The organism is Gordonia sp. N1V (assembly GCF_029269935.1).
Taxonomy (GTDB): Bacteria; Actinomycetota; Actinomycetes; order Mycobacteriales; family Mycobacteriaceae; genus Gordonia; species Gordonia polyisoprenivorans.
In genome coordinates, this window is the sequence record NZ_JARJDD010000014.1 from 49331 (window position 1) to 61842 (window position 12512).

The 12512-nt window shown below is 67.2% G+C and carries 11 protein-coding genes; 3 read left to right on the forward strand and 8 right to left on the reverse strand.

Annotation, left to right across the window (positions count from 1 at the left end):
* The 7 genes from P3L18_RS18005 to P3L18_RS18035 are packed head-to-tail and all read right to left on the reverse strand — an operon-like array spanning position 1 to position 8764.
* Positions 1–1695, reverse strand: coding sequence for an AMP-binding protein (locus P3L18_RS18005; RefSeq protein ID WP_079928733.1), 1695 nt, complete (start codon positions 1693–1695; stop codon positions 1–3).
* Between the two features lie 28 nt (positions 1696–1723).
* Positions 1724–2899: a lipid-transfer protein gene (locus tag P3L18_RS18010; protein WP_079928732.1), complete on the reverse strand. Its 1176-nt coding sequence runs from the start codon at positions 2897–2899 to the stop codon at positions 1724–1726.
* Positions 2900–2929: 30 nt separating this feature from the next.
* Positions 2930–3346, reverse strand: a complete 417-nt coding sequence (locus P3L18_RS18015) for a MaoC family dehydratase (RefSeq protein ID WP_079928731.1) — start codon at positions 3344–3346, stop codon at positions 2930–2932.
* The gene (locus P3L18_RS18020) at positions 3343–4353 is read right to left on the reverse strand and encodes an OB-fold domain-containing protein (protein WP_079928730.1); all 1011 of its coding nucleotides are present in this window, start codon (positions 4351–4353) and stop codon (positions 3343–3345) included. The genes P3L18_RS18015 and P3L18_RS18020 overlap by 4 nt, the downstream gene beginning before the upstream one ends.
* Positions 4350–5513, reverse strand: a complete 1164-nt coding sequence (locus tag P3L18_RS18025; protein ID WP_079928729.1) for an acyl-CoA dehydrogenase family protein — start codon at positions 5511–5513, stop codon at positions 4350–4352. The genes P3L18_RS18020 and P3L18_RS18025 overlap by 4 nt, the downstream gene beginning before the upstream one ends.
* Complete coding sequence (locus P3L18_RS18030) at positions 5503–6573, reverse strand: acyl-CoA dehydrogenase family protein (RefSeq protein ID WP_079928728.1); 1071 nt, start codon at positions 6571–6573, stop codon at positions 5503–5505. The genes P3L18_RS18025 and P3L18_RS18030 overlap by 11 nt, the downstream gene beginning before the upstream one ends.
* A gap of 49 nt (positions 6574–6622) precedes the next feature.
* A complete protein-coding gene (locus tag P3L18_RS18035; RefSeq protein ID WP_211543801.1) occupies positions 6623–8764 on the reverse strand; it encodes an acyl-CoA dehydrogenase in 2142 nt (713 codons plus the stop codon).
* Positions 8765–8900: 136 nt separating this feature from the next.
* Here P3L18_RS18035 and kstR point away from each other — a divergent pair, with 136 nt between their 5' ends.
* Positions 8901–9545, forward strand: a complete 645-nt coding sequence (kstR, locus tag P3L18_RS18040; RefSeq protein WP_006369770.1) for a cholesterol catabolism transcriptional regulator KstR — start codon at positions 8901–8903, stop codon at positions 9543–9545.
* The gene (locus P3L18_RS18045; protein WP_006369769.1) at positions 9542–9688 is read left to right on the forward strand and encodes a DUF1059 domain-containing protein; all 147 of its coding nucleotides are present in this window, start codon (positions 9542–9544) and stop codon (positions 9686–9688) included. Before kstR ends, P3L18_RS18045 begins: the two co-directional genes overlap by 4 nt.
* Positions 9689–9705: 17 nt before the next feature.
* On the opposite strand, the gene P3L18_RS18050 is transcribed toward P3L18_RS18045, so the two are convergent.
* On the reverse strand, positions 9706–10821 hold the full coding sequence (locus tag P3L18_RS18050) for an alpha/beta hydrolase family protein (RefSeq protein WP_079928726.1): 1116 nt from the start codon (positions 10819–10821) through the stop codon (positions 9706–9708).
* Between the two features lie 200 nt (positions 10822–11021).
* Between P3L18_RS18050 and styD the strand changes: the two genes are divergently transcribed.
* Positions 11022–12509: a phenylacetaldehyde dehydrogenase StyD gene (gene styD / locus P3L18_RS18055; protein WP_276114845.1), complete on the forward strand. Its 1488-nt coding sequence runs from the start codon at positions 11022–11024 to the stop codon at positions 12507–12509.
* Positions 12510–12512: the final 3 nt, after the last annotated feature.

The following is a 12512-nucleotide window of genomic DNA, read 5'->3' on the forward strand; positions in this document are numbered from 1 at the left end:
TCAGGCTGTCACAGCCTGCTGATCGGAGGCCGCCGCGGCGTTCTTGGCCCAGCGGTAGTCCGCCTTGCCCGCCGGGGTGCGCTTGACCTCGTCGACGAACACGATGGTCCGCGGAACCTTGTATCCGGCCAGCGATTCGCGGCAGTACTCCTGGATCTCGGCGAGGGTGGGCTCTGCCTCGCCGTCGGCGACGCGGGCGACCGCGGCCACCCGCTGACCGTAGCGTTCGTCGGGCACCGGGACGACGAGTGCATCGCCGATCGCGGGATGGGCGTGCAACACCGCCTCGACCTCCTCGGCGTACACCTTCTCCCCACCGGTGTTGATGCACTGTGAACCCCGGCCGAGAAAGACGATCGACCCGTCGGCCTCCACGGTGCCCATGTCGCCGAGAATCGAGATGCGACGGCCGTCGGGCAGGGTCGGGAAGGTCCGGGCGCTCTTCTCCTCGTCCTTGTAGTACCCGAGCGGCACATTGCCGATGCGTGCGATGTAACCGACGTCGCCCGAGCCGGGCTCGATCCGGTTGAGCCGCTCGTCGACGACCATCATCTTGTCGGTCGGCGGCACCCGCAGATTGCCGTTGTCGTCCATCATGATCTCACCGTCGTTGCCCGACTCCGACGCCCCGAAGTTGTCGCGCAGGATGAGTTCGGGTTTGATCGCCGCGAATCGGTCGCGGTTGTGGTGCGACCAGATCGCGCCACCGGAGGTCACCGAGAACAGCGACGACAGGTCGACGTCGTCCTTGCGGCGTTCCATCTCCTCGACGAGCGGCATGCCCATCGCGTCACCGACGATGAGAATGATCTGGATCTTCTCGTCCTCGATGCCCGCCACGATTGCGGCCGGGTCGAAGTCGCGCATCAGCACCAACCGCCCACCGAGGGTGAGGAAGGTGAACAACGAGTACGACGCCGCGCCGTGCATGAGTGGAGCCGCGATGTTGAAGGCGATGGAGCCGAATTCCTTGACCGCACTGCCCACCTCGGCGAGATCCTTGCGGGCGTCGCCATACGGGTTGCCGCCGGAGATGGGCTTGCGGAAGAAATCGTCGTGACGCCACATCACGCCCTTGGGGTATCCGGTGGTGCCGCCGGTGTAGAGCAGGTACAGCTCGTCACCGGTGCGGGCCTCGAAGTCGCGATCCTCGGACGCCGCGGCCTCTTCGGCGAACGGCACGATCGAGACCGTGCGCCCTTCGGGTAACGACGCTGCGGCCGTGGTCAATTCGTCGATGATGTCGCCGACGACGAACACCGTGCGCACCAGCGGCAATTCGGGAAGCAGCGCGGCAACACTGCTTTGATGCTCGGAGAGTTCGACGATGATGCCCCGTGAGTCGGAGTTGTCGAAGATGTAGCGCAGCTCGGAGTTGGTGTAGCGATAATTGACGTTCACCGGGACCGCGCGGATCTTCAGCAGCCCGAGCAGGCTGGTGACGTGCTCGACGCTGTTCTTCAGGAACAGTGAGACGTGATCTGCCGTACCGATACCGTTGTCGCGCAACAGGTGTGCCACCCGGTTGGCGAGCCTGTCGAGTTCTGCGTAACTGATCTGGCGGCCCTCGTAACTCAGGGCGATCCGCTCGGGCACCGAGTCCGCAACGGTCTCGAACACGTCGGCCAGATTGAACTTGACGGGGGTCTGCGAAACGGGGGTCTGGGCGTCTGGGGTCTGGGCGTCTGGGGTCATGATTGACGAACTCCTTCGGGGTGTGAGGTCATGCGGTCAGGACCAGACCGCTGGTGGGGACGCCGGTGCCTGCGGTCACGACGACCCTCGTCGCATCGTCGACCTGGTTGACCGACGTACCGCGCAGTTGCCGTACACCTTCGGCAATGCCGTTCATGCCGTGGATGTAGGCCTCACCGAGCTGGCCGCCGTGGGTGTTGAGCGGCAACCGCCCACCCACTTCCAGGGCGCCGGGCTCGGCGACGAAATCCTTGGCCTCGCCTTGGCCGCAGAAGCCCAGCTCTTCGAGCTGGAGCAGCGTGTACGGGGTGAAGTGGTCGTAGAGGACCGCCAGATCCATGTCGTCGGGGCCCAACCCGGACTGCTCCCACAGCTGCCGGCCGACGAGGCCCATCTCGGGGAGGGCCGCCAACTCGTCGCGGTAGTAGCTGGTCATGATGAACTGGTCGGCCGCACTTCCCGCGGCAGCGGCGGCGATCACCGCAGGCGTATGCGGCAGGTCCTTGGCACGCTCGACCGACGTGATCACCAGCGCCACACCACCATCGGACTCCTGGCAGCAGTCCAGCAGATGCAACGGTTCGGCGATGTAGCGCGAGGCCTGGTGGTCGTCGAGGGTGATGGGTTTGCCGTAGAAGAACGCATTCGGGTTCACCGCCGCGTGTTTGCGGTCGACGACGGCGATCCGACCGAAGTCGGCACTGGTGGCGCCGAAGTCGTGCATGTAACGCTGCGCGACCATCGCGACGAATGCCGCCGGGGTCGACAAGCCGTGCGGGTAGGAGAACGCATTGTCGGTACCCGACGAGTTCTCCTGATTGGCGACGGCCGAATTCACCTGCCCGAAGCGCAATCCCGACCGCTCGTTGAAGGCACGGTAGGCCACGACGACGTCGGCGACACCGGTCGCGACCGCCATCGCGGCCTGTTGCACGGTCGCACACGCCGCCCCGCCGCCGTAATGGATGCGGGAGAAGTAGGTCATCTCGTCGATGCCGACGGCGCGGGCGACGGCGATCTCGGCATTGGTGTCCATGGTGAAGGTGACCAGGCCGTCGACGTCGGCGGGGGTCAGTCCGGCGTCGGCGATCGCCGCACTTACCGCCTCCGCGGCCAGCCGGAGCTCACTGCGCCCGGAATCCTTGGAGAACTCGGTGGCACCGATGCCGACGATGGCGGCCTGTCCGCCCAGCCTGCCCGTCACTTCAGTGTTCCCATCACTTCGCTGTTCCCATCACTTCGCTCCTGCGTGCAACGTCAGTGAGACCGTCGAGATGACGTGTTTGCCAAGGGAATTGGTACCCACCACCGACACGGTGACCGCGTCCTGATCGCATGCGGTCACCTCGCCGGTGAACGTCACCGAATCGTAGGCGTACCAGGGCACCCCCAACTTGAGGGTGATCTTGGTGATGCGGGCCGACGGGCCGGCCCAGTCGGTGACGAACCGTTCGACCAGTCCGGTGTCGGTGAGGATGTTGACGAAGATGTCCTTGGAGCCCTTGGCGTGCGCGAGATCCCGGTCGTGGTGCACGTCCTGGAAGTCGCGGGTGGCCAGCGCGCTGGCCACGACGAAGGTCGGGGTGGCCTCGATCGTCAACTCCGGCAACCTTGTTCCCACCTCCACGGCCGGTGCCGCCTCGATGGTCATGACCGCTCTCCGTTCTCACGCGGGGTGAAGGCGTAGAGCGCCCACGCCGGCGCACCGGTGTCGGGGTCGGCGGGGAAGTCGAGATAGGTTGTGGTGACCGGCATCCCGATTTGCACCGCATCGGGGTCCACGCCGCGCAGCTCGCCGAGCATGCGGACACCCTCGTCGAGTTCGACGAGCGCGACGACAAAGGGCAGGCCGCGTCCGGGGACCTTCGGCGCGCGGTGCACCACGTAGCTGTACACGGTTCCGAATCCGGTGGAGACCACATAGTCGGTGTCCGGGACGGTTCCGTCGGCTGCGCGGGGTTTCCAGGTCGCCGGGATCGGCGGATGCCGCAACGAGCCGTCGGCGACCTGCTGGATGCGCAGTTCGTGCGCCGCCACACCGTCCCAGAAGAACGCGGTGTCCCGGGACGGACTGGGCCGCAACATCTTCGCGGGGTCCAGATCCTCCGGGACCGTCGTAGTCTCCGGAACGGCTGGGCCGGCCGGCGGACGGAATTTGAGGATGCGGAAGTCCATCTCGGCGACCACCTCATCGCCGACCGACCAGGTGTTGCGGGTGGTGAAGAACCAGCCCTCGCCGAGCGCGGTGGTCTTGGGGCCGACGACGTCGACGAGTTCGGCCGACAGGCTCACCTCTTCACCGACCTCGACGTAACGGTGATAGGTGGTGTCGCAGTTGGTGGCGACGACCGAGGTGTAGCCGGCCTCGTCGAACAGTTCGCTGGCGCGCCCGAGCGGATCGTCGGCGCTGCGCACCCCGCGCAGTCCGCGCATCGTCCACACCTGCGCCATCGCCGGTGGTGCAACAATCCCCCGGTGGCCTGCGGCACGAGCCGCGTCTGCGTCGACGTAGATGGGGTTGTCGTCACCCATTGCCTCCACCCAGTTGCGGATCATGGGCAGGTTCACCGGATCCCGGCCGGCGACCGGTGCGCTCGGTCCGGCCGCCTTGATCTGTTCGGTGGCCTCGAGGATGGCCTCGCTCGTCTGGGCGGTCATCGCTTGGCCCTCGGCAATCCGAGTCCGGCGGTGGCGATCATGTCGCGCATCACCTCGTTGACGCCGCCACCGAAGGTGATGACCACGTTGCGTTTGGCCTGCACGTCGAGCCATCGCACAAGCTCGTCGGTGTCGGGGTCGGTGAGATCACCATGGCAAGTGAGGATCTCGTCGATCATGCGGTGGATGCCCTGCAGTCGTTCGGTCGCGAAGACCTTGGTGGCCGCGGCGTCGGCCATCGAGATGGCCTCACCGGTGGAGGCCACCTGCCAGTTGAGCAGTTCGTTGATCCGGGCGTAGGCGTCGATCCGGGCGAGCGTGCGACGGACGTCGGGGTACTCGGCGATCGGTGTGCCGTCGGCACCCGGACGCTGTGCCCAGCGCCGCACGCGCGCGGCCAGTCCCTCGACGCGTCCGGCGGGGCCGAGCATCACCCGCTCGTGGTTGAGCTGGGTGGTGATCAGCCGCCAGCCGCCGCCCTCCTCGCCGACACGCATCGAGACCGGCACCCGCACGTCGTTGTAGTACGTGGCGTTGACGTGATGCGCGCCGTCGGCGGTGATGATGGGCGTCCACGAGTAGCCGGGATCGGTGGTGTCGACGATGAGAATCGAGATGCCCTTGTGCTTGGGGGCATTCTTGTCGGTGCGTACCGCGAGCCAGATGTAGTCGGCGTCGTGGCCACCGGTGGTGAAGATCTTCTGCCCGTTGACGACGTAGTGGTCGCCGTCGAGCACTGCGGTGGTGGTCAACGACGCCAGGTCGGTGCCGGCCTCGGGCTCGGTGTAGCCGATCGCGAAATGCACGTCGCCGGAGAGGATCTTGGGTAGGAACAGGTCTTTCTGCTCCTCGGTGCCGTGTTCCTGCAGGGTCGGGCCGACCGTCTGCAGGGTCACCGCGGGCAGCGGGACGTCGGCACGGACCGCCTCGTTGGTGAAGATCTGTTGTTCGATCTCACCGAAACCCTTGCCGCCATACTCTTTGGGCCATCCGACGCCGAGCCACCCGTCGGTACCCATCTGCTTGATCACCTTGCGGTAGGTCTTGCCGTGCCGCTCGGTGAGCATGGTGTGTGCGTCGTCGGGACTGATCAGGTCGGAGAAGTATTCGCGCAGTTGCATTTTGAGAGCCCGTTGATCGGGCGTCAGGTCAATGAACATCGGTGGTCTCCTCGGCGTGCAGGCCCGCGAGCTCGTCGATCCGCGCCGACGGCCCCCCGACCAATCGGGCGAGGTCCTTGGCGATCGAGAAATACCGGTGCAGCGGATAGGTGACGTCGACGCCCAGTCCGCCGTGCAGGTGGATCATCGTGCGCAGGGTCGGGGGCAGCTCGTCGGCCATCCAGTAGGTGCCGATGGCCAGATCTTGTTGCGCATCAAGATCTTCCGACATCCGCCACGCCGCGGCGGTGGTCGCGAGGTTCATCGAGCGGCCGACGACGTAGACGTCGGCGAGTTGCTGACTGACCGCCTGGAACAGTGCGATGGGTTTGTCGAACTGGTGACGATTGGTGACGTGGTCGGCGGTCAGTCGGGTGGCGCCGGCGATCAGGCCGTCGGCATAGGTGCACAACGCGATCCGGTAGGCGTCACGCAACACCGCGAGGTCGGCGGTGAGCAGGTCGGCTGCGTCGACGGACACGTCGCCGAAACGCACCGTGTACTCACCCCAGCCGCTCGAGGACGGGGTGCGCACCAGCGACACGCCGGGTGCCTCCGTGCGTACCGCGACGACTCCGGCGTCGGCGCCGACGAGCAGCACCGTCGAACCCTCCGCGTGCAGGACTCCGGTCTTGACCCCGTTGAGCCGGCCATCGCGCAGCGTGGTCGCCGGGGCGTCGGTGAGCGCACCGCCGAGCTCGCCGAGTGCGACGGCGTGCCAGGCGCCCTCGGCGAGCGTGCCCGCCCATCGCTGCCGCGAGTCGAGGGTGCGCAGCACCAAAGCCGAGGTCAGTGATCCGATCGCGGGCACCACGGCCGCCGACTCCCCCAGCCGACGCAACAGCGGTGTCAACGCGAGGATGCCGAGATCGTCACCACCCAGCGACTCCGGCAGCGCCAGATGTCCGAGTCCGGCAGCGGTCATCTCGTCCCAGAGCGCGGTGTCGAAGCCGCCGACGGTGTCGGCGAACTTCGACTCCCAGACCGTGTCGTGTCGTGTGAGCACCTCGGCGGCGACGTCCCCGACGGCGATCGCCTCGCTATCGACGGCAAAGTCCACCCCGGCACCTCCTATCGCAAGAATTAGAACCTGTTCTAGTTGTATCAGATCAGGCGCGCGGGAGTCCGAGGATTCGCTCCGCCGCGGCCGTCTTGAGGATCTGGGTGGTGCCGCCCGCGATCGACAGGCACCGATTCTGCAACGCGAGATCCGAAGCGCCACCGGCCATCACCGCGTCGAGTCCCAGGAAATCGAGCGCGGCCTCGGGGACCGACTGCCGGTGGGCGACGCCGATCAGTTTGCGCACATTCGACAGCGCCCCTGGATCATGGCCGGCCAGGCGCCGGGTGACCGCACGTGCGTCGAGGACCCGACCGATGTGGGCGTCGGCGACGAGTCGGCCCAATCGTGCCTGCTCGGCGCGTTCGAGCGGCCGGGACATCCCGGAGATCTGGTGCAGCAGCGACTCCATCTCCTTGCCGAGCCCGGAACCACCCATCGCCACCCGCTCGTTCGCCAGGGTCGTGCGCGCCAGTCGCCACCCGCCGCCGACCTCACCGACCACGCAGTCGTCGGGGACGAACACCTCGTCGAGGAAGACCTCGTTGAAGTTCGCGCGACCCGTCAGCTCGCGCAGCGGCCGGATGTCGATGCCCGGCGAGGCCATGTCGACCAGGAAGTAGGTGATGCCCTTGTGCTTGGGGGTGTCACCATCGCCGGTGCGCGCCAAGCAGATTCCCCACTGCGCGTTGTGCGCCTGTGAGGTCCAGATCTTCTGTCCGGTCAGCATCCAGCCGCCGTCGGTCCGGGTGGCACGGGTGCGCAGCGAGGCGAGATCCGAGCCCGCCTCGGGTTCGCTGAACAGCTGACACCAGATGATGTCGCCGGCCAGCGTGGGCGCCACGAAACGGTCGCGTTGGGCGTCGGTACCGTGCTCGAGGATCGTCGGGATCGCCCAGGCCCCGATGACGAGGTCCGGCCGGACGACACCGGCGCGGTCGAACTCGGCGTCGATGAGCAGTTGGAGTGCGGGGTCGGCGCCGAGCCCGTGCGGCGGCGGCCAGTGCGGTGCCAGATAGCCGCTCTCGGCGAGAAGCCGACGTTGCTCCGATTCCGGTGCGGCGCGCACCTTTTCGGCCATCGCGCGGACCTCTGCTCGTTGGCTCTCGACGGCCGACAGGTCGATCTCGAACTCCCGCCGCCCGCCGTCGAGTCCACGCTGCGACAGCGAGATCCGCGCGGGAACACCGGCGTCGAGACGGGCGCGCGCGGTCATCGCCGACCGCAGATACAGATGCGCATCGTGCTCGAAGGTGAAGCCGATGCCGCCGAGGACCTGCACGCAGTCCTTGGTGACGGCGACGGGGAGGTCGGCGACCAGGATGTCGGCGACGTCGACGCTCAGCGACAACTGTTCGTCGGCGTCGGCAGCGGCGGAGTCGAGGGCGTTCGCGAGATCCCAGGCCGCGGCCTCGACCTGCTCGGTGCGGCACAGCATGTCGGCACAGATGTGTTTGATCGCCTGGAAGGAGCCGATCGCGACCCCGAACTGGGTGCGGACCTTGGCGTAGCCGACGGCGGTGTCGAGCGCCCAGCGGCACACCCCACTCGCGAAAGCGTTGCGCGCCAACGCCAGTACACCGTCGACGAGGGGCGAATCGGCGCACACGATCGGCGCATCCGGCTCGAGGCCCTCGATCGTGACGCGGGTGACCGGCGTGGCCCCGTCGACCGGGGTCTCGACGGTCCGCTCGCGCATCCCGTACGCGGGCGCGAGAATCCGCCATCCGTCGACGGTGGGCAGGAGCAGTACCGCTGCGTCGACGTATCCGGGGACCACCAGCTCGACCCGATCCCCGATGGATGGCAGCGGACCGTCGAAGACCGGGACGACTCCGGGAGCCTCACCTGCGACCACCGCGGCCAGCAGTTCCTCGGCCCGCGGGTCGTCGGTCATGGTGAGCGCGAGTGCGGTCGCCGCGGTCTCCCCGATCGGGCCGGGTATGAGGTCGCGGCCGCATTGCTCGAGCATGGCGGCGAGGTCGGTGAAGCCCGCGCCCAGACCACCCTTCGATTCGGGTAACACCGCGGCGAACAGCCCGAACTCGGCGAGTTGGTGGAACAATCCCAACCAGTCCTCGCCCGGTTTGTCGATCTGGGCGCGGGCGATGTCGGTGGTACCGACCCGTGCCGACCAGGCCGCGATGGCCTCGCAGACCGCGAGCTGTTCGGAGGACGTGGCGAGAGTCACGGGATTCCTTCGGTGTCGAAAGGTGACCAAGAACTAGAACCTGTTCTAATATGCCATGAGGGACGCGGGTTCGGTACCCACCTACTCGACCGCGCGGCCCACCACGACCCGACGACGTGAGGATGTCCGAGAGCACATGGCTGCATCTGACAACGCCGCAACCGCGACCGAAGCGGTCGCCGACACCGGCACAGGCGAATACGGGTCCGCGGCCCAGCGAGACCGACGACGTCGAATCCTCGACGCCACCCTGACGTTGGCGTCCAAGGGCGGCTACGACGCCGTCCAGATGCGGACCGTCGCCGAGAAGGCCGACGTCGCGGTCGGCACGCTCTACCGGTACTTCCCGTCCAAGGTGCACCTGCTGGTGACCTCGCTGGCGCGCGAACTCGCCCGCGTCGAGTCCCGGGTCGACCGGTCACAACTGCGCGGCGACAACGCGATCGAACGTCTGCGGCACGTCCTGGACATGATCACCTTCGCGATGCAGCGCGATCCGCTTCTCACCGAGGCGATGACCCGGGCGTTCATGTTCGCCGACGCGTCGGCGACCGCCGAGGTCGATCAGGTCGCCGGCATCATCGACCGACTACTCGCCGGCGCGATCGTCGACGAGGGAGAACCGGGCGAGGAGGATCTCGCCATCGCCCGCGTGCTCGCCGACGTGTGGATGTCGAACCTGGTGCAGTGGCTCACGCGCCGCGCGTCGGCGACCGATGTCACCAATCGCCTCGAACTGACCGTCCGACTACTCCTGAAGGATCGGGTGCCCCACTCATGAAGACCCGACTGACCTGCCCGTGCGGCGAGATGCTGCGCGGCACCACCGAAGACGAACTCGTCGACAACGTCCGCAAGCACCTGGCCGAGAATCACCCCGACCACGAGTACTCGCGCAACGAGATCCTGTTCATGGCCTACTAGGCGCCCACCGGCCCGACCTAGTTGCCGGCCGGCCGCTTCGCGAGATCGGCGGCGATCATCGGCCAGGTGTCGTGCAGGTCCTGTTCCCAGTAGGCCCACGAGTGAGTTCCGGTGGGGCGCAACATCACCTTGTTCTCGACGCCGAGCTCGTTCATCCGCTGGGCCATCTGCTCGGTGCACTGGTTCACCGCGGCCTCGATCACGCCGCCGAGGAGGATCTGGTTACCCAGGGTGACCGGATCACCGTCGATGAGTGGCGCATTGAGCTGATCGTTGGGACCCGGCAGACCGCTGCCGCTGGTCATGTACACCTTGGTGCCCTTGAGTTTTCCGGCGTTGACGTAGGGGTCGTTGGCCACCCATCCGGGACCGCCGGGTACACCCCACATGTTGACGATGTTGCCGTGGCCGCGATCGCCGACGACCATCCGGATGTACGCCAGCCCCAACGGGTCACTGGTGCGGGCGCACCCGCTGTAGGCGGCGACCGACTTGTACAACCCGGGGGCCGCGATCGCGAGATTGAGCACCGACGTGCCGGCCATCGAGATACCGGCGATGGCGTTCTCGCCCGTCGTGTCGAACTCCTTGTTGATCAGCGGCGGAAGCTCTTTGGTGAGGAAGGTCGTCCACTTGTTGCGCCCGAGTACCGGATCGTCCTTCTGCCAGTCGGTGTAATAGGAGAAGGCGCCGCCGATCGGCGTCACCACGTACACGTTCTTGTCGGCGAAGTACTGCATGTAGCTGGTCTTGGCGGCCCAGGTGGCCGAGTCCTCGCCGCCACCCGCACCGTTGAGCAGGTACAGCGTCGGCGCGGGCTTGCTCTTGTCCTTGGGCAGCAGGACCGTCACCGGGATCAGCTTGTCCATCGACGCCGAGTACACGATCGCGGTGACCTGCTGGGGCGAGTCGTGGACGAGGGTCTGGATCTTCGACGCATTCATCGGTGCCGGATTGGCGGGATTGGCCGGCTGGTCGGCGGTCGAGGTGGTCGACGTCGTCGTGGTGTTGGTCGAGGAATTGGGCGGCGCCGGATCGGTGTCGGCGATGCCGACGCCCGTGCCGGTGAGCGCGCCGACGGTCACGGCGGTCGACACCGCCGCCAGAACCCGCACCAAGCTCTTATGCACCATCAGCCCCTTCAATCACAACAGTCACAGTTTTCTCAGCTTAACGCCCCTAATCGGCGTCCCGGAAATCGCGGGAGCGGTCGTTAGCCAGTTGTGATGGTTCGCGTTCGGTCAACAATCCATGCGCGCACGTGCAAGTAATGCCGGCCGCCGATTTCGAGAATTGTGGCAGCAGTCACAACGACCGAGAGAGCGGAGACGCAATGACGGCAGTGAACATCGACGGCGAGGCCACCCACCTACCCGCGGGCACCGAGACGAGGCTTTTCATCGGAGGTGCCTGGCACACGGCCGCCGACGGTGAGACCTTCATCGACCTGAACCCGGCGACCGGTCGGCCGCTGGTCGACGTCGCCGCGGGTTCGGCCGCCGACATCGATGACGCGGTCCGCGCGGCCCGCGCCGCGCTGTCGGGCAGTTGGGCCGCCACCCCCGGCGCGGCCCGCGGCGCACTGCTCAACCGGGTGGCCGACCTCATCGAGCGTGATGCCGACATCCTGGCCCGTCTCGAGTCGCTCGACATCGGCAAGCCGATCGGCCAGCCGGCCATGCTCGACGTCCCCAACGCGGCGGCCACGTTCCGTCACTTCGCGGGCTGGGCCGACAAGATCACCGGTCAATCGATCCCCACCGCCGGCTACTTCGGGCGGCCGACGCACTCCTACACCGTGCGCGAGCCGGTCGGTGTGATCGGCGCGATCATCCCGTGGAACACCCCGCTGATGATCGCCGCATGGAAGCTCGCACCCGCCCTGGCGGCCGGGAACACCGTCGTGGTGAAGCCCCCGGAGGATGCACCGCTGTCGATCCTGCATCTGGCATCGCTACTCGCCGAGGCCGGACTGCCCGACGGTGTCGTCGGCGTCGTCCCCGGACTGGGCCAGGTGGCGGGTGAGGCGTTGACCGCGCATCCCGACGTCGACAAGATCAGCTTCACCGGAAGTCCGCGGGTGGGTCGCCACATCCTCAAGGTGGCCGCCGACACCTTCAAGCGCACCACGCTCGAACTCGGCGGCAAGTCACCGCAGATCATCCTCGCCGACGCTGACGTCGAGGCCGCGATCAACGGCACCGCGATGGGGCTGTTCTTCAATCAGGGCGAGGTGTGCGCCGCCGGAACCCGTGTGCTGGTGCATCGTTCGCACTACGACGCGGTGGTCGAGGGACTCGCCGGCGCCGCGGCCGCGCAGGTCCTCGGCGACCCGCTGGATCCGGCCACCACCATGGGTGCGTTGGTCAACGCGAAACAGCAGGCCACCGTGCTGGACTACATCGCGTCCGGCCGGTCCGAGGGGGCACGACTCGTCGCCGGTGGCGAGCGTGGCGGGGAGTCCGGATTCTTCGTGCAGCCCACCATCTTTGCCGACGCCACCAACGACATGCGGATCGCCCGCGAGGAGATCTTCGGGCCGGTCGGCACGGTGATCGCCTTCGACGAGTCGGACGAGGCGATCGCACTGGCCAACGACACCGATTACGGCCTCGCCGCCAGTATCTGGACATCGGATGTGGCTCAGGCGCATTCGCTTGCGGCGCGGGTACGGGCCGGAGCGGTCTGGGTCAACGGGTGGGCGGCGATCGACCCGGCGTTGCCCTGGGGCGGCATGAAGACCAGCGGTGTCGGCCGTGAGCTCGGGTGGGCGGGCATCGTCGCGAACACCGAGGAGAAGGTCGTCACCGTCGTTCTCTGAACA